This window comes from Haemophilus parainfluenzae (genome assembly GCF_900638025.1).
Lineage (GTDB): Bacteria > Pseudomonadota > Gammaproteobacteria > Enterobacterales > Pasteurellaceae > Haemophilus_D > Haemophilus_D parainfluenzae_J.
In genome coordinates, this window is record NZ_LR134481.1 from 1,483,727 (window position 1) to 1,505,707 (window position 21,981).

The 21,981-nt window shown below is 36.9% G+C and carries 22 protein-coding genes; 16 read left to right on the forward strand and 6 right to left on the reverse strand.

Annotated features, from left to right (window positions below; translation table 11 throughout):
* Window positions 1-109: 109 nt before the first annotated feature.
* From dsbC to yciH, 14 genes are all read left to right on the forward strand, one after another.
* Window positions 110-796, forward strand: a complete 687-nt coding sequence (gene dsbC / locus EL215_RS07495) for a bifunctional protein-disulfide isomerase/oxidoreductase DsbC (protein ID WP_126471218.1) — start codon at window positions 110-112, stop codon at window positions 794-796.
* Window positions 797-898: 102 nt separating this feature from the next.
* Window positions 899-2,623, forward strand: a complete 1,725-nt coding sequence (gene recJ / locus EL215_RS07500; RefSeq protein ID WP_126471220.1) for a single-stranded-DNA-specific exonuclease RecJ — start codon at window positions 899-901, stop codon at window positions 2,621-2,623.
* A 3-nt stretch (window positions 2,624-2,626) separates the two neighbouring features.
* Entirely contained in the window at window positions 2,627-3,340 is a 714-nt protein-coding gene (locus tag EL215_RS07505) for a thiol:disulfide interchange protein DsbA/DsbL (RefSeq protein WP_420026296.1), read from the forward strand.
* The gene (locus EL215_RS07510; protein WP_126471223.1) at window positions 3,340-4,029 is read left to right on the forward strand and encodes a 5'-methylthioadenosine/adenosylhomocysteine nucleosidase; all 690 of its coding nucleotides are present in this window, start codon (window positions 3,340-3,342) and stop codon (window positions 4,027-4,029) included. Before EL215_RS07505 ends, EL215_RS07510 begins: the two co-directional genes overlap by 1 nt.
* A 124-nt stretch (window positions 4,030-4,153) precedes the next feature.
* Window positions 4,154-6,529 (forward strand): ABC transporter permease subunit, encoded by a 2,376-nt coding sequence (locus tag EL215_RS07515; protein WP_126471225.1) that lies wholly within the window; start codon window positions 4,154-4,156, stop codon window positions 6,527-6,529.
* A 10-nt stretch (window positions 6,530-6,539) separates the two neighbouring features.
* Entirely contained in the window at window positions 6,540-7,058 is a 519-nt protein-coding gene (locus EL215_RS07520; protein WP_126471227.1) for an L-2-amino-thiazoline-4-carboxylic acid hydrolase, read from the forward strand.
* Window positions 7,048-8,277 carry a M20 family metallo-hydrolase gene (locus EL215_RS07525; RefSeq protein WP_164757069.1) on the forward strand — a complete coding sequence of 410 codons (1,230 nt, stop codon included), beginning with the start codon at window positions 7,048-7,050 and terminating at the stop codon, window positions 8,275-8,277. The genes EL215_RS07520 and EL215_RS07525 overlap by 11 nt, the downstream gene beginning before the upstream one ends.
* Before the next feature lie 62 nt (window positions 8,278-8,339).
* Window positions 8,340-9,017, forward strand: coding sequence for a (d)CMP kinase (gene cmk / locus EL215_RS07530; protein ID WP_126471230.1), 678 nt, complete (start codon window positions 8,340-8,342; stop codon window positions 9,015-9,017).
* A gap of 96 nt (window positions 9,018-9,113) precedes the next feature.
* Window positions 9,114-10,763: a 30S ribosomal protein S1 gene (gene rpsA / locus EL215_RS07535; protein ID WP_126471232.1), complete on the forward strand. Its 1,650-nt coding sequence runs from the start codon at window positions 9,114-9,116 to the stop codon at window positions 10,761-10,763.
* A gap of 149 nt (window positions 10,764-10,912) precedes the next feature.
* On the forward strand, window positions 10,913-11,197 hold the full coding sequence (locus EL215_RS07540; RefSeq protein ID WP_126471234.1) for an integration host factor subunit beta: 285 nt from the start codon (window positions 10,913-10,915) through the stop codon (window positions 11,195-11,197).
* Between the two features lie 94 nt (window positions 11,198-11,291).
* The gene (locus EL215_RS07545; RefSeq protein WP_126471236.1) at window positions 11,292-11,585 is read left to right on the forward strand and encodes a LapA family protein; all 294 of its coding nucleotides are present in this window, start codon (window positions 11,292-11,294) and stop codon (window positions 11,583-11,585) included.
* Window positions 11,585-12,763: a lipopolysaccharide assembly protein LapB gene (gene lapB / locus EL215_RS07550; RefSeq protein WP_126471238.1), complete on the forward strand. Its 1,179-nt coding sequence runs from the start codon at window positions 11,585-11,587 to the stop codon at window positions 12,761-12,763. The genes EL215_RS07545 and lapB overlap by 1 nt, the downstream gene beginning before the upstream one ends.
* A 21-nt stretch (window positions 12,764-12,784) precedes the next feature.
* Entirely contained in the window at window positions 12,785-13,477 is a 693-nt protein-coding gene (pyrF, locus tag EL215_RS07555; protein WP_126471240.1) for an orotidine-5'-phosphate decarboxylase, read from the forward strand.
* A 1-nt stretch (window position 13,478) separates the two neighbouring features.
* Window positions 13,479-13,799: a stress response translation initiation inhibitor YciH gene (gene yciH / locus EL215_RS07560; protein ID WP_126471242.1), complete on the forward strand. Its 321-nt coding sequence runs from the start codon at window positions 13,479-13,481 to the stop codon at window positions 13,797-13,799.
* Between the two features lie 47 nt (window positions 13,800-13,846).
* On the opposite strand, the gene EL215_RS07565 is transcribed toward yciH, so the two are convergent.
* A complete protein-coding gene (locus tag EL215_RS07565) occupies window positions 13,847-14,203 on the reverse strand; it encodes a SirB2 family protein (RefSeq protein WP_164757070.1) in 357 nt (118 codons plus the stop codon).
* Window positions 14,204-14,258: 55 nt separating this feature from the next.
* Window positions 14,259-15,929, reverse strand: a complete 1,671-nt coding sequence (ettA, locus tag EL215_RS07570) for an energy-dependent translational throttle protein EttA (RefSeq protein WP_126471245.1) — start codon at window positions 15,927-15,929, stop codon at window positions 14,259-14,261.
* A 350-nt stretch (window positions 15,930-16,279) separates the two neighbouring features.
* Here ettA and zevA point away from each other — a divergent pair, with 350 nt between their 5' ends.
* Together zevA and zevB are read left to right on the forward strand one after the other, a co-directional pair.
* A complete protein-coding gene (zevA, locus tag EL215_RS07575; protein WP_126471247.1) occupies window positions 16,280-16,912 on the forward strand; it encodes a zinc transporter binding subunit ZevA in 633 nt (210 codons plus the stop codon).
* Between the two features lie 4 nt (window positions 16,913-16,916).
* A complete protein-coding gene (gene zevB / locus EL215_RS07580) occupies window positions 16,917-17,894 on the forward strand; it encodes a zinc transporter permease subunit ZevB (RefSeq protein WP_126471249.1) in 978 nt (325 codons plus the stop codon).
* Between the two features lie 41 nt (window positions 17,895-17,935).
* On the opposite strand, the gene EL215_RS07585 is transcribed toward zevB, so the two are convergent.
* The 4 genes from EL215_RS07585 to EL215_RS07600 are packed head-to-tail and all read right to left on the reverse strand — an operon-like array spanning window position 17,936 to window position 21,865.
* Window positions 17,936-18,598, reverse strand: a complete 663-nt coding sequence (locus EL215_RS07585; protein WP_126471251.1) for an NAD(P)H-dependent oxidoreductase — start codon at window positions 18,596-18,598, stop codon at window positions 17,936-17,938.
* Between the two features lie 47 nt (window positions 18,599-18,645).
* Window positions 18,646-19,389, reverse strand: coding sequence for a YdcF family protein (locus EL215_RS07590; protein ID WP_126471253.1), 744 nt, complete (start codon window positions 19,387-19,389; stop codon window positions 18,646-18,648).
* The gene (locus EL215_RS07595; RefSeq protein ID WP_126471255.1) at window positions 19,389-20,345 is read right to left on the reverse strand and encodes a polysaccharide pyruvyl transferase family protein; all 957 of its coding nucleotides are present in this window, start codon (window positions 20,343-20,345) and stop codon (window positions 19,389-19,391) included. Before EL215_RS07595 ends, EL215_RS07590 begins: the two co-directional genes overlap by 1 nt.
* Window positions 20,342-21,865, reverse strand: coding sequence for a lipopolysaccharide biosynthesis protein (locus tag EL215_RS07600; RefSeq protein WP_126471257.1), 1,524 nt, complete (start codon window positions 21,863-21,865; stop codon window positions 20,342-20,344). Before EL215_RS07600 ends, EL215_RS07595 begins: the two co-directional genes overlap by 4 nt.
* Window positions 21,866-21,981 lie beyond the last annotated feature (116 nt).

The following is a 21,981-nucleotide window of genomic DNA, read 5'->3' on the forward strand; positions in this document are numbered from 1 at the left end:
GCGGCAGAAGTATAAGTCATTTTCAGTTTTTTGGGTAGTTTGGCTTGCACAAATTATCGATCCATTTATAATTCTAATCTTTGTTGTTTAGATATATTTAGGAATAAAAATGAAAAAATTACTCACCGCACTTTTAATCACTGCTTCTGCCACTGCAATGGCGAGTGATGCTGAGATTAAATCGAAACTACAAGCATTAGGTGCGAAAAATATTGAAGTGAAAGATTCACCTGTAAAAGGCCTTAAAACAGCCGTGACTGATCAAGGCATTTTATATGTGAGCGAAAATGGTCAATATGTTTTGCAAGGCAAAATGTATGAATTAACAAATAAAGGCCCAGTTGATGTAGCGGGTAAATTTTTAGCAGATAAAGTGAATGCATTAAAAAGCGAAATGATCATTTATCCGGCAAAAAATGAAAAATATGTTGTGACTGTATTTATGGATATTACTTGTCATTATTGTCATCTTCTCCATCAACAGACAAAGGAATATAATGATTTAGGTATTACAATTCGTTATCTTGCTTTCCCGCGAGCAGGAATGAATGATACGGCTCGTCAAATGGAAACCATTTGGACTGCAAAAGATCCTGTATTTGCATTGAACGAAGCAGAAAAAGGCAACTTACCGAAAGAGTTGAAAGCACCTAATATTGTGAAAAGACACTATGATTTAGGTGTGCAACTCGGCGTGCAAGGTACGCCAAGTATTGTAACGTCAACAGGTGAAGTGATTGGAGGATATTTAAAGCCTCAAGACTTGTTAGCTGCCTTAAAAGAATCGGTGCAATAATTTTAAGTGAGGGCGTGTGATATACGCCCTTAAAATATTCATATCATAAAAATACAATACCAAATATTTCTTTAAGTGATTATTAGTCAATAATAAAATATTGTGAAAAAACTCATCAAACGTCGTGAAATTCCTGCCGGAAATTCTGTTTCAGATAATGCATTACTCGATCGTCTTTATCGTTCTCGCCATATTAAAAACAGTCAAGAATTAGACCGCACTTTGCAATCAATGCTGAATCCCAATCAATTATATGGTATTCAAAAAGCTGTAGATTTATTGATAGAAGCTTATCAACAGCAACAAAAGATTGTTATCGTTGGTGATTTTGATGCTGATGGGGCAACGAGTACCGCTATTTCAGTATTGGCTTTACGCATGCTTGGTTTTGCTGATGTGGAATACCTTGTGCCAAATCGTTTTGAGCAGGGTTATGGCTTAAGCGTTTCTGTTGCAGAGATGGCAATGGAAAAAGGTGTACAGTTATTGATGACTGTAGATAACGGTGTATCGTCCTTTGAGGGCGTAGCATATTTAAAAGAGCAGGGTATAAAAGTGTTGATTACCGATCATCACTTGCCACCAGAAATATTGCCTAATGCTGATGCTATTGTTAATCCAAATTTGCAACAATGTGATTTCCCCTCAAAATGTTTAGCTGGTGTAGGTGTGGCATTTTATTTAATGCTCGCTTTACGAGCTAAATTTCGCGAGTTGGGTATTTTTACGGCAAAAACACAGCCTAATTTTACTGAATTATTGGATTTAGTTGCGCTCGGCACGATTGCGGATGTTGTCCCCCTTGATCAAAATAATCGTATTTTAGCTCATCAAGGTTTGATGCGAATTCGTGCGAAACGTTGTCGCCCTGGAATAATAGCATTAACAGAAGTGGCTAATCGAGAAGTTGAAAAACTTTGTTCAGCTGATTTGGGCTTTGCGATTGCACCCCGTTTAAATGCTGCGGGCCGATTAGATAATATGTCTGTCGGTGTGGAGTTATTACTGGCAGAAAGCATGCAAGAGGCAAGAGCCCAAGCCTTAGATTTAGACAGTTTAAATCAAGCTCGAAAAGAAATTGAGCAATGCATGAAGTTGGAAGCCTTAGAAATTTGCCGAAATCTCACCGCTCTTTCGGATGAATTCCCAATGGGAATCGCCTTATTCCATCCAGATTGGCATCAAGGTGTATTAGGTATTGTGGCTTCTCGAATCAAAGATCAATACCATCGACCCGTTATTGCTTTTGCTCAAGATCAAGAGGGCATTTTAAAAGGTTCTGCACGTTCAATTGAGGGCCTGCATATGCGCGATGTATTAGAGCGTATTCATTCCCAACATCCTGATATGATTTTAAAATTTGGCGGCCATGCTATGGCGGCAGGATTAAGCATTAAAGAAAGCTTTTTCCCTGAGTTTCAAAAGATTTTTAATCAAACGGTGCAAGATTGGTTAAATGAAGATCAATTACAAGGTGTGATTTGGACGGATGGCGAACTTCAAGCAAATGAATTTAATATTCAAACAGCAGAAGTGATAAAATCTGGCGGACCTTGGGGGCAAGCATTCCCTGAACCGGTGTTTGATGGAGAATTTAAAATTTTTGAGCAACGAGCTATCGGACAAAATCAAAATCATTTAAAAATGCTTGTTGAGCCTAAAAATGGTGGTCCATTACTAGATGCCATTGCGTTTAATATCGATACTCGGTATTATCCCGATTTGTCGATTAAGCAGGCAAAATTTGCATATAAGTTAGAAATTAATGAGTTTCGAGGAAATCGAAACCTCCAATTATTAGTCGATTATATTGAACCAATTGGTTAAGTTATGAAAAAAGTTTGGCAGAATATATCAAAAGGATCCTTTGCAATGATATTGCTAAGCGTGATGGATATCGCATTTAGTGAAGTTAATGCAAAGAGTTTTTCTGTCCAAAATTCACCGCATTTACCATCAGCAAATATCATACAGTTTGAAGATGGGCGTGATTATTTTTCATATCAAGAACCAATTGTACAAGCTAAAAGAAACGATCGTAAAATCCCCATCCAATTTTTCTTTGACTATGACTGCCGAGTTTGCTCTTCAGCTCAAGATATCTTACAGCTTTATAGTCAAATTCGCCCAAATAAGCTCATTTTCAAGGAATATCCTGTTGCAACGAATGAGGATAAATTTTCAGCAATAATATTTTATACATTGAAGCGCTTAAATGCGAGCGAGTTGTCTGATGCGTTATTATTTGAAACCTCAGAAAAAGCTCGTTATACCGAGTTATCGTCATTAGATAAAATGAGTGAATGGGCTGCTTTGCAAGGAATTAATCAGTCTGAATTTGACGAGGTAGCATCCTCTATTGGAGTGAAAGAGGATGTGAGTAATGCTATTGATTTAACTGAAGAATATGGTGTTTTTACTTTTCCTTATGTGGTTGTAGATGGAAAATATGTGCTTACAGCAAGCACACTATATAATGATGATTACAGTGTAGCGGTATTGGATTTTTTAGTGAACAAAATAGAACAAGAAAGGAAACAATAATGAAAATCGGGATTGTTGGTGCAATGGCACAAGAAGTGGAGATTTTATCTCAGTTAATGACAGATAAAAGAGAAACCAAAGTGGCAAGTGCGGTCATTTTTGAAGGCAAAATTAATGGCAAAGAGATCGCATTATTACAATCAGGAATTGGTAAAGTTGCAGCCGCTATTGGTACTACCGCTTTATTACAATTGACAAAACCGGATGTGGTTTTAAATACGGGCTCAGCAGGCGGTGTTGCAAAAGGTTTAAAAGTAGGAGATATCGTTATTTCGGATGAAACACGCTATCACGATGCAGATGTGACGGCATTTGGCTATGAAAAAGGTCAATTACCCGCCAATCCAGCGGCTTTTCTTTCAGATAAAGAATTAGCCGATTTAGCTGATGAAATTGCCCAATTACAAGGACAAAATGTAAAACGCGGTTTAATTTGCTCTGGTGATAGTTTTATTAATAGCGAAGAAAAAATGGCTCAAATTAAAGCAGATTTTCCCAATGTGACTGCAGTAGAAATGGAAGCAACAGCGATTGCACAAGTTTGTCATGCCTTTAACGTACCTTTTGTGGTTGTTCGTGCAATTTCAGATGCGGGTGATGGCGAAGCGAGTATGTTATTTGAAGAATTTCTCCCACTTGCAGCAAAACAATCCTCTGCATTAGTGTTGGGCATGATAGATAGATTGTAAACTTATATATAAAATCATTATATAATAGGGAAATCAGTTATTAGATAGCCTTTTATAAAACACATAAAATCAAAAGCCTCCGCAATGGAGGCTTATTTTTTATAATAATAAAAGGATTATCAAAATGCTAAACATCATACATAAAACTCTTGCAGGAGGATTGCTGTTATTGCTGTCTTTCTTTTCACAAGCTAATGAAGCAAGTCCTTTACGAGTAGGAATTGATTTAACTTATGCTCCTTATGCTTACTTAGATAATAAAGAGGCCAGCGGATTTGATCCTGATTTAATGCGATTACTTGGAAAAAATCTGAATCGTCAAGTTGAGTTTAAAGACACTCGAATTGAAAATATTATTATTGGGTTAAATGCTGGACATTATGATCTTGTTGCTTCAGCTTTATATGTTAATCCTCAACGTGCGAAGCAAGTTGATTTTCTCCCTTATTTACAAACTGGGGGCGTTCTTGTTGTCCGAGGTAAGGATAGCTTTTCTCCACAAAAATTAGAGGATCTTTGTGGTAAAAGCATTTCTTCAATGAAAGGTGCTGCTTGGATTCCAACGATGAATGAGGTTTCAGAAAAGTATTGTGCGCCTAAAAATCTAAAACCGCTTATTGTGAAAGAGTACCCGAGTGCGCCAGAGGCTGCTCAAGCACTTTTATCTGGTGGTGTTGATGTTCAGTATGAAGACGCAGCCGTTGCACAGATGGTGATTAATCAATTAGGTGATCGTTTAAAAATTACAAATAAAGAACAGTTATATCCGGTATTGATTGGACTTGCTTTTAATAAGAGTGACTTATCTGGTAAGGCAGTTATTGCACATGCGATAAAAGATACCTTAGCAGATGGTTCATATCAAAAATTACTAAAAAAATATAACCTTGAGTTTCCAAATGAAGCATTATTAAAACAAAATGGACTAGAAAACGCCTTAGATAATGCGATTTTAGCTAGTGAAAATGGAAATGATAAAACGGTATCAAAAGGTTTTAATTGGTCATATTTAGCGAGTTTATTCGTAAATACTGATTTCTGGAAAGCTGTTTTAACCGTATTTGAGTTAAGTACATTAACTTGGATTTTTGCTGTTATTTGGGGATTTTTTCTTGCACTTGGAACTCAATCGAATAAAAAACTAGTTAGTAAATTTTCTAATACTTATATCTGGTTGTTTCGTAGTTTACCTTTATTAGTGTTATTAATTTTTATATATAACGTGCCTCAATTCTGGAGTGTTAGTTCTGTTTTATTATCGAACCCATTTATTGCAGGTTTAATTGCTATGGTGCTCAGTGAATCTGCTTATATAGCAGAAATTCATCGTGGAGCATTATCCTCTATACCTAAAGGTCAATATGAAGCCGGTAAAGTATTAGGAATCCGATTCTGGGGGCTTCAACGTTTAATTATTATTCCTCAAGCATTAAAAGTAGCCTTACCTCCACTGACCAACCAATATATTACAATTGTCAAATTAACCTCTCTTGTTTCGGTTATTTCTTTAACTGAGATTTTACTGGTAGGGCAACAGCTTTATACGCGTAATTTTTTAGTATTAGAAACTTTGCTCGCAGTCGCATTTTATTACATTGTTATCGTGAGTTTCTTATCCTGGGTGCTAAAAAAAGTTGAAAATAAACTGGATGTATCTTCAATAAAAAATGAAAACAATAGCGAGGTTACTATCGATAAGTCAGCGTTAGCACCTTATAGCATTTTAAAAACTGAACATGCTAATAGCGATGAAGCATTGAGTGTGCATGGGGTAAAAAAATCCTTTAACGGCGTACAAGTTTTAAAAGGTATTGATCTTTCTTTAAAATGGGGGGAGGTTCTTTCTATTATTGGTTACTCAGGATCTGGTAAAACAACGTTAATTCGAAGTATTAATGGTTTAGAGTCTTTAGATGAAGGAAGTATCAAATTAGAAGGTGAAGACTTTATCAATGGTAGCCATTTTGTTTCAAATTCGGTGGGTAAAATTGTGAATTTAGGAATGGTATTCCAAAATTATAATTTATTTCCGCATAAGACCGTATTAGAAAACCTTCTCCTTGCCCCTGAGTATCATAATAAGACTAAAGATGAGACTAGATTATTGGCTTTAGCTATGCTTGATAAAGTGGGCATGTTGCAACATCTCAATAAATACCCACATCAATTATCGGGTGGTCAACAACAGCGAGTAGCTATTGCAAGAGCTTTGGTGATGAAACCTAAAATTATGTTGTTTGATGAGCCAACTTCGGCATTGGATCCTACACTAGTTGGAGAAGTATTACTTGTTATGGAAGAACTTGCAAAAGAAGGAATGACAATGATTATTGTGAGTCATGAGATGCAATTCGCAATGCGGGTATCAGATAAAATTGCGTTTATGGATTCTGGTGAAATTGCATTTTTACAAACTCCAAATGAGTTAAGAAATAATGATGATCCTCGAATTCGTCGATTTATTAATAATGAAATTTTACGTAACGATTTTGTAATTTAAAGGAGTGAAAATGAATAAAGATTTTCCTGATTTTGTCGAGATTGGTATTTTACAGCAACGTAAAATTGAAGCCGAAATAATTAAACCTATTTACGAAATTATGAAACGTGAATTTGGTTTAGATAAAGCTAAATCTATCATAGAGGAAGCTGTAGCTAATGCTGCAATAGATGCAGGAAAGGAATATGCCAAACGAGAACTTAATGGTACGAGTGTAGAGAGTTTTGTGGCCTTACAATATTTATGGGAAAAGGATGATGCATTACGTATAGAGGTTATTAATAATGATCATTATAAATATGATTATAATGTACATCGTTGTCGTTATGCTGAAATGTATAAAGAAATGGGATTAGAAGAAATTGGTTTCCTACTTTCTTGTAACCGAGATAGCAAATTTATTGAGGGATATGCACCAAATGTGAGTTTAAGTCGACCTCATACAGTCATGAATGGTGATGGCTTTTGTGATTTTAGATATCGATTACAAGAAGAGTCAGCTAAAAATGAGGAACAGCATGAATGTTAATAATTCAAGATTACTTCATTTGTTAGATGTTTTTTCTCAATTTGGGAAAACCCCATTAAATGGCGTAACAAGATTTGCATTAAGTAATGAGGATAAACTTGCAAGAGATTATTTGATTAAACTTTCCAAAGAAGCAGGCTTTTCGATAAAAATAGATGCAATTGGTAATATTTTTATTCGCCGTGGTGGAAAGGATAATCAGTTAGCTCCAATATTAATTGGTTCTCATGGTGATTCTCAACCATTAGGTGGTCGTTACGATGGTATTTATGGGGTGTTAGCTGGATTAGAAGTGTTATTGTCATTAAATGATCATAATATTGAAACAGAGCGGCCAATTGATCTTGTTATGTGGACAAATGAAGAAGGGGCTAGATTTTCTCCTGCTATGATGGGCGCTTCAGTTTTTATTGGTAATTTATCTCTTACAGCTGCATTATCTGAAAAAGATAAGGACGGTATTTCAGTCGAGGAAGCTTTAAATAATATTAACTATTTAGGCACAGACGATTTTGCATCATATCATCCTTATGCTGTATTAGAGCTTCATATCGAGCAAGGTCCTGTTTTAGAAAATAATCAAACTGAAATAGGTGTAGTAACTGGTGCATTAGGACAGAACTGGTATCAAATTACATTGACTGGGTTATCTTCTCATGCAGGAACTACACCAATGAATATGCGTCAAGATGCATCAGTAGGCATGGCAAATGCAATAGTTAAATTTAATAAATTAGGTTTGAGAGAAGTGGTGAATCAGGGGCGCATGACTGTTGGCCAGATTAAATTAACGCCAAATTCACCCAATGTAATCCCTGGTCAAGCTTATTTTACGCTAGAGGTTCGTCATCCTAATGAACAAAGTTTAATAAATATAGAGAGGAAAATTTATCAGATTTTGAATGATATTGCTCGAGAAAATAATTTAGTGTTTGATATTAAGAAAGTTGTTTCTTTATCTCCAGTTAAATTTAATTCGGAGTTGATTAAAACGGTCCAAGAAAGTTGTAATTCATTAGGTTATTCTTGGGAGTATATTGTTTCTGGAGCTGGTCATGATGCTTGTCAATTAAATCATAAATTTCCAACATCAATGATATTTATTCCTTGTGTTAATGGATTAAGCCATAACGAGGCAGAAAATATTACAGATGAATGGTGTAAAAATGGGGCAAGAGTGCTACTTAATTCCACAGTTGCTCTAGCTAATAAAATTTAAAAAGCAATAATGAGGAGAATAAGGTAAAATTCTCCACATTATTATTTTTGCTGGAGATTTTTATGGGTATGATTATCACTGTTGATGGTCCAAGTGGGGCTGGAAAAGGAACACTTTGCTACGCATTGGCAGAAAAGTTAGGTTTTACCTTATTAGATAGTGGTGCGATTTATCGCGTGACGGCATTGGCTGCGCTGAAACGTCATGCAGACTTAACCGATGAAAAAGGATTAGCAGAGTTAGCCCGTCATTTAGATATTCAGTTCATTCCGAAAAATGGTGAAGTCAATGTGCTTCTTGGTGGGATGGATGTAAGTCATTTAATCCGTACGCAAGAAGTGGCGGAAGCTGCGTCAAAAGTGGCGATTTTTCCTAAAGTGCGGTCGGCTTTACTGCAACTTCAACAGGATTTTGGTAAAAATGATGGTCTGATTGCGGATGGACGAGATATGGGAACCGTAGTTTTTCCAAATGCACAAGTTAAGCTGTTTTTAGATGCGAGTGCGGAAGAACGTGCAAAAAGACGCTATAAACAGTTGCAAAATAAGGGAATTAATGGTAACTTTGCACAGATTTTAGCCGAGATACAAGAACGCGATTTTCGTGATAGAAATCGAGAGGTTGCGCCATTGAAACCGGCTGATGATGCTTTATTGTTAGATAGTACAACATTGAGCATTGATGAAGTCATTGCTCAAGCGTTGGCTTATATTCAACAAAAATCGTCAATTTCGATTTAACTGTTTATTCAAGGAAGAATAGACATTTATCCTCAACCCCGCATTTTATGGATCTTAATGTGGATGTTATTAACTTAAATTAAGAAGATTATTTATATGTCAGAATCTTTTGCTCAACTCTTTGAAGAATCATTAAAAGGCCTTGAAACCCGTCAAGGTTCAATCGTTAGCGGTACTGTTGTTGCTATTCAAAAAGGCTTTGTACTTGTTGATGCAGGCTTAAAATCTGAATCTGCAATTCCTGTTACTGAATTCCAAAACGCTCAAGGCGAACTTGAAGTTAAAGTTGGCGACACAGTAAATGTAGCTTTAGATGCAGTTGAAGATGGTTACGGCGAAACTAAACTTTCTCGTGAGAAAGCGGTTCGTCACGAATCTTGGATTGAATTAGAAAAAGCTTACGAAGAAAAAGCGACCGTTATCGGTTTAATCAACGGTAAAGTGAAAGGCGGTTTCACAGTTGAGTTAAACGGTGTTCGTGCATTCTTACCTGGTTCATTAGTTGACACGCGTCCTGCGCGCGAAGCTGATCACCTACTTGGTAAAGAATTAGAATTCAAAGTAATCAAATTAGATCAAAAACGTAATAATGTTGTTGTTTCTCGTCGCGCAGTAATCGAATCTGAAAACAGCCAAGAACGTGAACAAATTCTCGAGAGCCTTGCTGAAGGTTCAGAAGTTAAAGGTATCGTTAAAAACTTAACTGACTACGGCGCATTCGTAGATTTAGGTGGTGTTGACGGTTTATTACACATCACTGATATGGCTTGGAAGCGTGTTAAACACCCAAGCGAAATCGTGAATGTAGGTGATGAAGTTACAGTTAAAGTATTGAAATTTGATAAAGATCGTACTCGCGTATCTTTAGGCTTAAAACAATTAGGTCAAGATCCTTGGATTGCTATCGCTGAAAACCACCCAGTAAACAGCAAATTAACTGGTAAAGTAACTAACTTAACTGACTATGGTTGTTTCGTTGAAATCTTAGATGGTGTTGAAGGTTTAGTTCACGTTTCTGAAATGGATTGGACTAACAAAAACATCCACCCATCTAAAGTTGTAAGCCTTGGCGATACAGTTGAAGTAATGGTGTTAGAAGTTGATGAAGAACGTCGTCGTATTTCTTTAGGCTTAAAACAATGTAAAGCTAACCCATGGACTCAATTCGCTGAAACTCACAACAAAGGCGACAAAGTTACTGGTAAAATCAAATCAATCACTGATTTCGGTATCTTCATCGGCCTTGAAGGTGGTATCGACGGTTTAGTTCACTTATCTGACATTTCTTGGAATGTTGCAGGTGAAGAAGCAGTTCGTAACTACAAAAAAGGTGACGAAGTTTCTGCAGTAGTATTAGCAGTAGATGCAGTGAAAGAACGTATTTCTTTAGGTATCAAACAACTTGAAGATGATCCATTCAACAACTTCGTAGCAATCAACAAAAAAGGTGCTGTAATTTCTGCAACTGTTGTTGAAGCTGACGCTAAAGGTGCTAAAGTTGAATTAGCAGGTGGCGTAGAAGGTTATATCCGTGCAGCAGATTTAACAAACGAAGTTGCAGCAGGTGATGTAGTTGAGGCGAAATATACAGGTGTTGATCGTAAAGCTCGTATCGTTCACTTATCTGTAAAAGCGAAAGATCAAGCTGAAGAAGCCGCTGCAGTTGCAAGTGTGAATAACAAACAAGAAGAAGTTGCTATTCCAAACGCAATGGCTGAAGCTTTTAGAGCAGCTAAAGGTGAATAATTAATTCACATGAATAAGGCTGAGTAATTACTCAGCCTTATTATTACTCGCAATATTTAATAAAGATTTAGCGATAATTTGTTATGAACCAATATATTAATCGTAAATTTTAATGAAAGGTTTGAATATAATTTAAAGGAGAGTTGACGATGACTAAATCTGAACTAATTGAAAATCTATCAACAAAGTACCCAACTTTATCCGCAAAAGAAGTAGAAGGCATTGTAAAGGATATTCTTGAACTGATTACACAATCTTTAGAAGATGGTGATCGGATTGAAGTACGTGGTTTTGGTAGTTTCTCTTTACACCATCGTCAACCGCGAGTTGGCCGTAATCCTAAAACAGGTGATTCTGTAAAATTGCATGCTAAATCCGTACCGCACTTTAAAGCAGGTAAAGAATTAAAAGATCGTGTAAATGTTTTTGCTTAAGCATATCAATTGATATCAATAAAACGACACTTAAGTGTCGTTTTTTATTATAAATTTTGGCATAATGAAACTATTCTTAATAAAGGAGATTGTGATGATTAAGTATATTCTTGGACTTATTATTGTGTTTGCTATCGTATTAGTTGCGATAACTATTGGGGCAAATAATGATCAAGTCATTACTTTTAATTATATTGTTGCCGAAAGTCAATTACAACTTTCAACATTGGTTGCAATTTTATTTGGCTTTGGATTGATTCTAGGTTGGTTAATTACTGGACTCTTCTACTTAAAATTAAAATTCAAAAATATGTCGTTAGCCCGTCAAGTTAAACGTCAAACATCACAAATTAACGAATTAACGACTACTCGCGATAAGGCAGTATAATGCTTGAATTACTCTTTCTGCTTCTGCCAATAGCCGCCGTTTACGGTTGGTATATGGGGCATCGGAGTGCTAAGAAGGATCAGGAAGATATTAGTAATAAACTCTCCCGTGATTATGTCACGGGGGTCAATTTTTTGCTTTCTAATCAAACAGATAAAGCTGTTGATTTGTTTCTTGATATGCTGCAAAAACAAGAAACAGAAAATGAAATTGAAAGCAACTCACAATTTGAAGCAGAGCTAACGCTCGGTAATCTTTTCCGTTCTCGAGGCGAAGTGGATCGTGCTTTGCGGATCCATCAAGCTCTCGATCGTAGTCCCAATTATTCTTTCGAACAAAAATTATTAGCTAAACAGCAACTTGCCAAGGATTTCATGGCGGTAGGTTTTTATGACCGTGCTGAAGCGCTTTACATCATTATGGTAGATGAACCAGAATTTGCTGAAAATGCACTGCAACAGCTTTTGGTGATTTATCAAAAAGTAAAAGAATGGAAAAAAGCGGTTAATATCGCAGAGAAGCTTGCCAAGATTTCACCTATAGAAAATAATGTGGAATTAGCACAATGTTATTGTGAATATGCCTTAAGCGGTGAACTTGAAAGTGCGGTCGAAAAACGCAGTATTCTACAAAAAGCGCTGAATGTATCTCCAACCAGTGTGAGAGCATCAATACTGCTTGCTGATTTAGAGATGGCCAATAAAAACTATCGCCAAGCTATTCATTTTTTAGAGGATATTCTTAATCAAAATTCAATTTATATTGGTGAAGTGCTGAAAACACTCAAATATTGTTATGATGAATTAGGGGAGAGAGATAACTTTGAGTTATTCTTGATTCGAGCTAGCCAGCAGGCTAACAATACTAAAGTCGATTTAATGTTAGCAAGTGTGATTGAAGAGAAAGATGGTAAAAGTGCAGCACAATCAAAACTTTATCAACAATTAACAAAGCGGCCAAGTATATCTATTTTCCATCGTTTTATCCAATTTCAAATTGATGATGCCGAGCAAGGTAGAGGCAAAGAAAGCCTAATTTTGCTACATAAGATGGTTGGTGAGAGGATTAAACAAGATTTTGGTTATCGTTGTACAAATTGCGGTTACCAAACTCACAAATTGATGTGGAATTGTCCTTCTTGTAAAGAGTGGGAGTCCATTAAACCTGAACATAATTAATTGACACAGTGAGGTAAAATTATGAATAGTAAAGTAATCGTTGCATTGGATTACGAAACGGAAGGGCAAGCGCTATCCCTCGTGGATCAAATTGATCCAAACTTATGTCGCTTAAAAGTGGGTAAAGAAATGTTTACTACACTAGGGACAAATTTCGTCAAGCAATTACACGAGCGTCAATTTGATGTTTTCCTCGATCTTAAATTTCATGATATCCCAAATACTGTGGCAAGAGCAGTGCGGTCTGCAGCTGATTTAGGGGTATGGATGGTTGATGTCCATGCTAGTGGGGGGCTGAAAATGATGGAAGAGGCGAAAAAAATTCTCGAGCCTTATGGAAAAGATGCACCTTTATTAATCGCAGTAACTGTATTGACTAGTATGGAAGATTTAGATTTATTACAAATCGGTATTAATTCTTCACCACTTGAACATGTTTTACGTCTTGCGCATTTAACACAGCGAGCAGGATTAGATGGCGTCGTTTGTTCACCACAAGAAGTGGAGATTTTACGTAATACTTGTGGTCCTAATTTTAAATTAGTCACACCGGGGATTCGTCCAATTGGAAGTGATTTTGGTGATCAGCGTCGCGTTATGACTCCTGCTGCGGCTATTCGTTCAGGTTCTGATTATTTGGTGATTGGTCGCCCAATTACTCAAGCTAAAAATCCAGCAGAAGTGCTTCGTTCAATTAATTCATCACTTTTGTAACATGACAGAGAGTACTTTAGTTTATTCTACCGAAGCAGGTAGAATTAAAGAGCAAAAGCAACTAGTACAACGCCCTAAAGGTGATGGAGTGGTTCGCATACAAAAACAAACCAGTAGTCGAAAAGGTGCAGGCGTTTCAGTGATTACTGGGCTAGATTTAACTGATGATGAATTGAAAAAGTTAGCGGCTGAACTTAAAAAGCGGTGTGGTTGCGGTGGTTCAGTTAAAGACGGCAATATTGAGATTCAAGGCGAAAAACGTGATTTACTAAAACAACTTTTAGAACAAAAAGGGTTTAAAGTAAAATTAGCAGGTGGCTAAGATAAAACAAAAAATCCATCTTCAATTGAAGATGGATTTTTTTATGATTAACTTTCTATGAAGTCTGGTTGGTAAGCAAAGAAAATTGCACCCAAGAAACTTAATACAGCAAATACCAGAAATACATTATTTGGATTTGTAGTTTTGCGACTAAAATATTTAGCCGAGAAGAAGATATAAAAAACAAGCATGATGATTTTCATGATAAGCCAGCTTTGTAACTGATAACCGACCAAGAAGAAAATCGTTAAGCCACTTGCAATTAAAAGTGTATCAACTAAGTGCGGTAAAATTTTTAGCAGCTTAATTGCTCGCCAATCTTTCCCACTTAATTGCATTCCCCCACGGATAATTAATAATCCTAAACTTAAAAAGGCACAAACAATGTGCAAATAAACTAACATAGTCACTCCAGATGTAAAAGGAAAGTGCGATCAAAAGTAACCGCACTTTGATTGCTTATTTTGCAATACGTTTATATTTAATACGATGTGGCTGTGTAGCTGCTTCGCCTAAAGTTTTCTTTTTCCACTCTTCGTAGTCTGAGAAGTTACCTTCGTAGAATGTTACTTTACCTTCATCACCGTAATCTAAAATATGAGTCGCAATACGGTCTAAGAACCAACGGTCATGGGAAATCACCATTGCACAACCAGGGAATTCTAAGATCGCATTTTCTAACGCACGTAAGGTTTCAACGTCTAAGTCATTGGTCGGTTCGTCCAATAACAGTACGTTACCACCACGTTGTAGAAGTTTAGCTAAGTGTAAACGACCACGTTCACCACCCGATAATTCGCCCACACGTTTTTGTTGATCTACGCCTTTGAAGTTGAAGCGTCCAACATACGCACGGCTTGGAATTTCAAAGTTACCAATAGTGAGAATATCTTGTCCGTTAGACACTTCTTCCCATACGGTTTTCTTATCATCCATTGAGTCACGGAACTGATCGACAGAGGCAAGTACCACCGTTTCACCCATTGTCACTGAGCCACTATCAGGTTGTTCTTGACCAGAAAGCATACGGAATAGGGTAGATTTACCCGCACCATTCGCCCCGATAATACCCACGATAGCACCTTTTGGAATACTGAATGATAAATCATCAATTAAAGTGCGATCGCCATAAGATTTAGTGAGATGTTCTACCTCAATCACTTTATCACCTAAACGTGGACCAGGTGGAATAAAGAGTTCGTTAGTCTCATTACGTTTTTGATATTCGCCAGAGTTCAATTCATCAAAGCGAGCCATACGTGCTTTGCTTTTTGCTTGGCGACCTTTAGGATTTTGACGAACCCACTCTAACTCTTTTGCAATCGATTTTTGACGTGCGTTTTCAGTAGCTTGTTCTTGCTCTAAACGTTTCTCTTTTTGCTCTAACCAAGAAGAGTAGTTGCCTTCCCAAGGAATACCTTCACCACGGTCAAGCTCTAAGATCCAACCTGCAACATTATCTAAGAAGTAACGGTCGTGGGTAATCGCTACAACAGTACCTTCGTAGTCATGTAAAAAGCGTTCTAACCATGCTACAGATTCCGCATCTAAGTGGTTGGTTGGTTCATCTAATAAGAGCATGTCTGGTTTTTCGAGCAATAAACGGCAAAGCGCCACACGACGACGCTCACCACCAGATAAATGCTCGATTTTGGCATCCCAATCCGGTAAACGTAATGCATCAGCCGCACGCTCTAATTGGTTATCTAAATTATGGCCATCGTGTGCTTGAATAATAGCTTCAAGGTTTGCTTGTTCAGCTGCTAATTTATCGAAATCCGCATCAGGATCGGCATAAAGTGCATAAACTTCATCTAAACGAGTCAGTGCATTTTTTACTTCAGAAACGGCTTCTTCTACCGCTTCACGCACGGTTTGTTGAGGATCAAGTTTTGGTTCCTGTGGAAGATAACCAATCTTAATACCCGGTTGTGGACGCGCTTCACCTTCAAACTCTTTATCCACGCCCGCCATAATGCGTAAAAGGGTTGATTTACCTGCACCATTTAAGCCGAGCACCCCGATTTTTGCACCAGGGAAGAAGCTTAAAGAAATATCTTTCAAAATATGACGCTTCGGTGGCACCACTTTGCCGACACGGTGCATCGTATATACAAATTGCGTTGACATAATTCTCTCGATGTTATGAATAAAAGTGCGGTTATTTTACTTGATGTTTCGGGAATAAGCTATTTGAAAGGCAAAAAAAACCACCCATACAGGGTGGTAGGAAAGTAGTTTAGCTATATTTATGATTATTTTATTTAGGAACTTTATGAATATCAAGCAATCACCAATCACTTGACGAAATAAATAATACATAATTTTCAGTTATAAGGAAAACACGAATGAATTATTTTTTGATAAAAATCAATAAAATTACATAATTTTTTATTTTCAGGCTGATTTTTATTCGATTTAGGCTTGGAACTGTTTGTGATAAAATCTGTCTATTGAGTTATTCAACTTTTTTCTCATTTATGTTTAAAAAATTATTTCTTAGATTATTACTCATGTTTCCTTTTTCAGTTCTCTCACATCCTCATGCCTTTATTGATATGCAAACCAAACTGTTAGTGAAAGATAATGAATTAATTGGTTTTTCGACCCAATGGTTACTGGATGAAGCCAGTTCCTCAGCCGTATTGTATGACATGATGCAGACGAAAGGGGATAAAGCAGCGCAACAGAAATTAGTTGATGAGGTAATGGCAAACGTTGTGAATGAACATTACTTTAGTTATGTCTTTGATAAAGAAAATCACAAAATTAAATATAAAAAACAGCCTGAAAATTATGGCATGCGTGTTAAAGGAAATGAGGTGGAGTATTATTTTGATTTTCTTTTAGCTCAGCCACAGACTTTGCAAAATAATGAATTTACGCTAATGACTTATGATAGCACCTATTATGTGGCAATGCGTTATGCTGAAATAGGTAAAAGAGCGGTTGATTTTTCAGCACTTCCTGCAAACTGCAAAGGGGAAGTGCTCGAACCTAATGTCGATGAAAAAATTAAATCCTACGCTTCATCATTGGATAAATCTCAAAAAAATGAAGATGATTCTCTTGGTGTATTGTTTGCGCAGAAAGTAAAAATTAAATGTGAATAAAAAAATGAAGTTAAAACTGACCGCACTCTTTATCGGTTTATTGATGATTATTTTTGCCTTGCTACCTTGGCTTTTTGTGCAAGTAGCCGATTGGCAAAAAGCCTTTAATCAGCTGATTTCTGAAAATTTACACCAGATTCAAGCACATTCATCTACAGCAGGATTGTGGTTAATTTTTGCTGCCTTTTCTTATGGTGTATTACATGCTTTAGGGCCTGGGCATGGAAAATTTATTATCGCTAGCTATCTTTCTACTCATGAAAGCCAGCTTAAAACCAGCGTACGCTTAAGTTTACTTTCCTCTCTCATGCAAGGTTTTGTCGCTGTTACAGCAACGTCCATTGTAGTTGTGATACTTAATCTTTCCTCAAAATATTTTAAACTAAGTCAGTTATGGCTGGAACGTAGCGCACTCATTTTATTATTGTTGTTAGGGGTTTACTGGATTACTCAAGGTTTGAAAGGCTTGAAGAAAAAACAAGCTTTTCGTATAACATCGATTCAATCATTGCCGAAACAGATTGGAGCGGCTTCGCCATTTCGATATGAACAAAGAAAAGCAAGCCAAGTGCAATGTAGTTGTGGACATCAACATCTACCCAATGATCAACAGCTTAAGCAATCGGGTGATTTAAAATCTCAACTCTTAGTGATTTTAACCATTGGTATGCGACCGTGTAGTGGCGCCATTTTTGTGCTCTTTCTCGCCTATATGCTGGATCTGTATTGGTGGGGGATTTTAGCTACGTTTGCTATGTCTTTGGGTACGGGTTTAATGCTTTCACTTTTTGCAGCATTAGTACGCTATGCGAGAAATGTCGCGACTCGTTTAGGCCATTGGTATGGTTTTGCAGGTGCTAATCAAAAAGGCGAAGCCATGATCAAATGTATTGCAGGCGCAATGATGATCTTTTTTGCACTAAGCTTGTTATATGGCATGCTGGGAGCTGTAACAGGTGGCGCAGCCTTGTTTGGTGGATAAAGAAAAGGGCAGCGTTTGCTGCCCATTTATTCAAAACTGAATTATTCAACCCAAGTGACAATTTCTTCAATTGGTCTACGAGATTTTTTCGTAATATCTCTTGCGCGGTAACCAAATGTTGCTGCCACGGATACGCCCCATTCACTTGGATCAAAGAGACCTTCTGCAGATAAAACTTCATTCATTTTATCGTAGTTAAAGCCTTCAATAGGGCAAGAATCTACACCGATAGCGGCAGCACCAGTTAGCATATTCGCTAATGCAATGTAGGTTTGTTTACTTGTCCAGTCAAATAATGCACGCTCGCTTTCTGCGGTTTTCATTTCAACTTCTTGTAAGCCTTTATATTTTTCCAAGGCTTTTTCTAATTGCTCGCCTTGTAAACCTCTTCGCACCGAAACATCACGGAAGAAAGCAGAGTCATAACGAGCATTTTTCTTCGCAAGAATGACCACTAAATGGCTGCAATCATCTAATTGATATTGCATGCCCCAGCTAAAAGGTTTGAGCTTATCGCGTAATGCTTTATTTTGAATAACTAAGAACTTCCATGGCTCAGAACCGACTGAGCTTGGTGATAAACGAGCAAATTCTAAAATTGCTGCGAAATCTTCTTGGCTAATTTTTTTATTCGGATCGTAATAACGTGTGGAACAGCGATTTTCGAATACTTGAAGCATTTGTTCGCGTGTAATTTGATTCATGTTTTTTCCTCTTTACATTATCTAATTTGTAATCTTTTGACCGCACTTTAGCGCTCTTTCCAATATCCAATCCACTCTTTGAGTAATTGCATATTTTTCGTAATTGCGCCACCTTGCGGAATAAAATGCATCATATTGAGTCCGTAACTGTCAGGCGTAATGCCTTCACCTACACTCGCAGGTAACACATTAAAGCCTTGTTGTTGGAATAATAATTTTGCACGTTGCATATGCCATTCATTGGTAACTAAAATAATTTTATGAATACCTTCTTTTTCTAATATTTGTTTGGTTAAAAGGGCATTTTCTTTGGTGGTAAGTGCTTTAGGTTCAATCCATTTGGTTGGCACATTAAAGAAGTTTTGGAGCTCTTCTGCGGCGATTTTTGCCTCAATAGCGCCTGTTGGACTTGCCCCTGTAATTAATAATGGCAAGTGGGTTTCTTTTTGTAAGAAAGCAGCATAACGTAAGCGTTCAAGTTGAATACCTGTTGAAGCTAATGGTGCATAAAGCTCTTTGCTATCACGCAAGCCACCGCCAAGTAAAACGATCGCTTGAGCTCGTTGATAATCTTGCAGTGTCAAATGATCTTCAGTAATGAGGCTATCTTTAAGTACTTGTGCGGTGTAAGGGATACTTAAAAGATAGAGTAGTGAGAAACCAAGTGCGGTTGAAATTCGGCTTAATTTTTTGAAATTGAATTTAGCTAGAATAAGTGAAAGTCCCCATAAAATTAAAATATTAAATGGGGGGAGAATCATAGCGGTAATGAGTTTTTTCAATTCAAACATTATTTATCCAATTCAACGAAATCTAGCTCTTTTGTCCATAATTTCGCATAGCTACTATTTTTGCCATAAGAGTTATCGCAAACACGATTTGGAATTTCTAACAAGCAAGAGAAAATATGACCATGTAAGCGAGTTGTGGTCACTTTGTCGTTCGCTAAGAATACTTGCGCAACACGTTTTACAATGCGCTGAGTATAGGCATACCAGAATTGATGGCAGAGATCTTTTAGCCAATTTAAACCAAATTTATTGGCCATTTTACTCATTCGCCAGCTTAATGCTAAAACCACATCATCTTCGGTTGAAAGAATGTCTTCCCAGTCTTTAACATTACTGTTAGCGGGCAGTTGCGCTAAGATATTTTTTTCTACATCACTTGCTTCAATGTCTTTACGCAAGAAATAAAGTTGTTCGCCAGTTGTGCCTTGTTTGATTTCCATGGTGCCATAAAGCTGATGCGCCATATCCGGTGATAAATAAACATGATCAGAAAATTGTGCAAATAAATTCGCTGTTCTTTCGTCACGCGCCAGTAAATGGCAATCACCGTGGTTATGGAAAAGTGCGGCTGATTTTTGTAGATTTTCTTCGTGCTTAAAATAAGCGGTTTGTGGCAACACAATAATGCGATTATTCGGAAAATGTGTCACCATTTCTTCACGGATTTTTTGATGCTGCGGATAAAGATCACCAAAGTTGCCGCCACCATGTAAAAGGATAGTGGTGTTCGGTGTGATTTTTGCTTTGACTTCTTCAAGATCTAAATCGTATTCACAGCGTTTTAAGGTCACGTTAATTTTGTGATCTTTAAAAAATTGTTCTGTACCGTGATAAATCAATAAATCGCCCCCGTTCAAATGAAGCGGGTAGTCAAAATAAAATACGTCGTTTTTATCTTTGATCAGTTCAACAATAGGATTCAGTTTATTTTTTAAATCAATAAGGAGTTGATTCATTTTTTTACTCTTTTCTTTAAATAGCTAAACAAGAAATTTTTTTCTGCTGTGTTTAATCCGAAGATTAAAATGACACAGATTAATACCATTTCTAAGATGATGGATTGTCCAATAAATTCTAATAAAGAATAACTGCGGGTAGTATCGGATATATAGATGATACCTAATAGCAGGCCAAACACCACGCCGACATTCACTAAATATGAGACAAATTCTTTTTGGCTAAATTTAATTTTTTTATTAATAAAATATAATCGATAGATTTGTGAGATGACCATCGTACTAAATTTACCCACAAAGGCAAACACTGGATTATAACCAAGTGTGAACAAATAATAAGCCAATGGCACCGTGCAAAGATCAATTAACGCCACGATGATATTGTATTGTTTTACGGTGGATGTGCCAATGGCTAATGCACTCATCCAAAATGCCCCAGCCATTGCACTGATCAATAAGCAAGCAATAATAGCTTGTACAAGTTGTTCAGTATATTGCGGAAGATGATCGCCTAGCCAAAATGTCAGTAAGGTATGGGTGAAATACAATACAGGCGCAGAGAGAATCGCCATTAAATAAAGTGAATATTTTGAAATGCCAAGAATTAATTGACGATTGCGATCGTAATCTTTTGCCGCATAAGATTGAACCAACTGCGGATTAGCTGCCATTTGGAAATTATTCACAAAGCTATAAACAGCACCTTCTACCTGAGTCGCAATAGCGACAGCTGCATTGACTGCTACGCCAAAGAATAAGTTAGACACCATATTCAAGCCTTGTGTTGAACCTACATAGGCAACCTGTCCCATAAGCATCCAACCAGAAAAACTCACCATTTCTTTGGTTTTGCTTAAATCTTTATATAAACGGAAACGTGCGGCTTCTTTGAAATAATATTTAGTGAATAACACATAAAGAGAGAGCACGATTAAGCTAACCGAAAGCAATAAGCAGCCATAAGTAATCAACTTATCGTAATGTGTGATATGACTTAAAATAAAGACAGAAGTCAGTTTTAAGATGGTCTCACCTAATCCCAACCACGCATAGAATCCCATTTTCTCATGTGCAACAATCATGGCATTGAATGGCACCTTGATGATTTCAACAAGAGCAATAATTAAGGCTAATTGGTAAACGATATTTGCCGCTTGCAAGCGTTCAGTGGGGATAACTAATTTGTGATTTAAAAACCATAAACCGACGGTTTCAGCTAACACGAATACGATAAAAATAATGAGTAGGTGATTTAAGATACTAATATTAAAGACTTTATTGACACGTTGGATGTCATTCGAGGCTTTTTCTACGTTAATAAAACGCTGAGTGGTGGCGGTCATTGTACCATTAAAAAAGGAAAATAAGACCACGACCCCCATCACAATGTTATAGATACCAAAATCTTCTACACCCAAAATCTGTAATACCACACGAGAGATATACAGCATGGCTCCCATGTTGAAAAGCATTCGGATGTACAGAAATAGCGTATTTTTTGCAATGGTTTTATTTGACATTGTGAAAATGAAATTAGAAAAATTGGGGGAATTATAGGGGGGATTGGGGTGTGTAGCAAGCATTGTGCAAGTTCTAAGCAATTGTACGGGCGTAGTAAAAAGAAAAGGCTAAATAT

Bases quoted from the DNA above. Each gene is read 5' to 3' on its own strand.
- dsbC (WP_126471218.1), top strand. From the start codon at position 110: ATGAAAAAATTACTCACCGCACTTTTAATCACTGCTTCTGCCACTGCA.
- EL215_RS07505 (WP_420026296.1), top strand. From the start codon at position 2,627: ATGAAAAAAGTTTGGCAGAATATATCAAAAGGATCCTTTGCAATGATA.
- EL215_RS07510 (WP_126471223.1), top strand. From the start codon at position 3,340: ATGAAAATCGGGATTGTTGGTGCAATGGCACAAGAAGTGGAGATTTTA.
- EL215_RS07515 (WP_126471225.1), top strand. From the start codon at position 4,154: ATGCTAAACATCATACATAAAACTCTTGCAGGAGGATTGCTGTTATTG.
- EL215_RS07520 (WP_126471227.1), top strand. From the start codon at position 6,540: ATGAATAAAGATTTTCCTGATTTTGTCGAGATTGGTATTTTACAGCAA.
- EL215_RS07525 (WP_164757069.1), top strand. From the start codon at position 7,048: ATGAATGTTAATAATTCAAGATTACTTCATTTGTTAGATGTTTTTTCT.
- cmk (WP_126471230.1), top strand. From the start codon at position 8,340: ATGGGTATGATTATCACTGTTGATGGTCCAAGTGGGGCTGGAAAAGGA.
- rpsA (WP_126471232.1), top strand. From the start codon at position 9,114: ATGTCAGAATCTTTTGCTCAACTCTTTGAAGAATCATTAAAAGGCCTT.
- EL215_RS07540 (WP_126471234.1), top strand. From the start codon at position 10,913: ATGACTAAATCTGAACTAATTGAAAATCTATCAACAAAGTACCCAACT.
- EL215_RS07545 (WP_126471236.1), top strand. From the start codon at position 11,292: ATGATTAAGTATATTCTTGGACTTATTATTGTGTTTGCTATCGTATTA.
- lapB (WP_126471238.1), top strand. From the start codon at position 11,585: ATGCTTGAATTACTCTTTCTGCTTCTGCCAATAGCCGCCGTTTACGGT.
- pyrF (WP_126471240.1), top strand. From the start codon at position 12,785: ATGAATAGTAAAGTAATCGTTGCATTGGATTACGAAACGGAAGGGCAA.
- yciH (WP_126471242.1), top strand. From the start codon at position 13,479: ATGACAGAGAGTACTTTAGTTTATTCTACCGAAGCAGGTAGAATTAAA.
- EL215_RS07565 (WP_164757070.1), bottom strand. From the start codon at position 14,203: ATGTTAGTTTATTTGCACATTGTTTGTGCCTTTTTAAGTTTAGGATTA.
- ettA (WP_126471245.1), bottom strand. From the start codon at position 15,929: ATGTCAACGCAATTTGTATATACGATGCACCGTGTCGGCAAAGTGGTG.
- zevA (WP_126471247.1), top strand. From the start codon at position 16,280: ATGTTTAAAAAATTATTTCTTAGATTATTACTCATGTTTCCTTTTTCA.
- zevB (WP_126471249.1), top strand. From the start codon at position 16,917: ATGAAGTTAAAACTGACCGCACTCTTTATCGGTTTATTGATGATTATT.
- EL215_RS07585 (WP_126471251.1), bottom strand. From the start codon at position 18,598: ATGAATCAAATTACACGCGAACAAATGCTTCAAGTATTCGAAAATCGC.
- EL215_RS07590 (WP_126471253.1), bottom strand. From the start codon at position 19,389: ATGTTTGAATTGAAAAAACTCATTACCGCTATGATTCTCCCCCCATTT.
- EL215_RS07595 (WP_126471255.1), bottom strand. From the start codon at position 20,345: ATGAATCAACTCCTTATTGATTTAAAAAATAAACTGAATCCTATTGTT.
- EL215_RS07600 (WP_126471257.1), bottom strand. From the start codon at position 21,865: ATGTCAAATAAAACCATTGCAAAAAATACGCTATTTCTGTACATCCGA.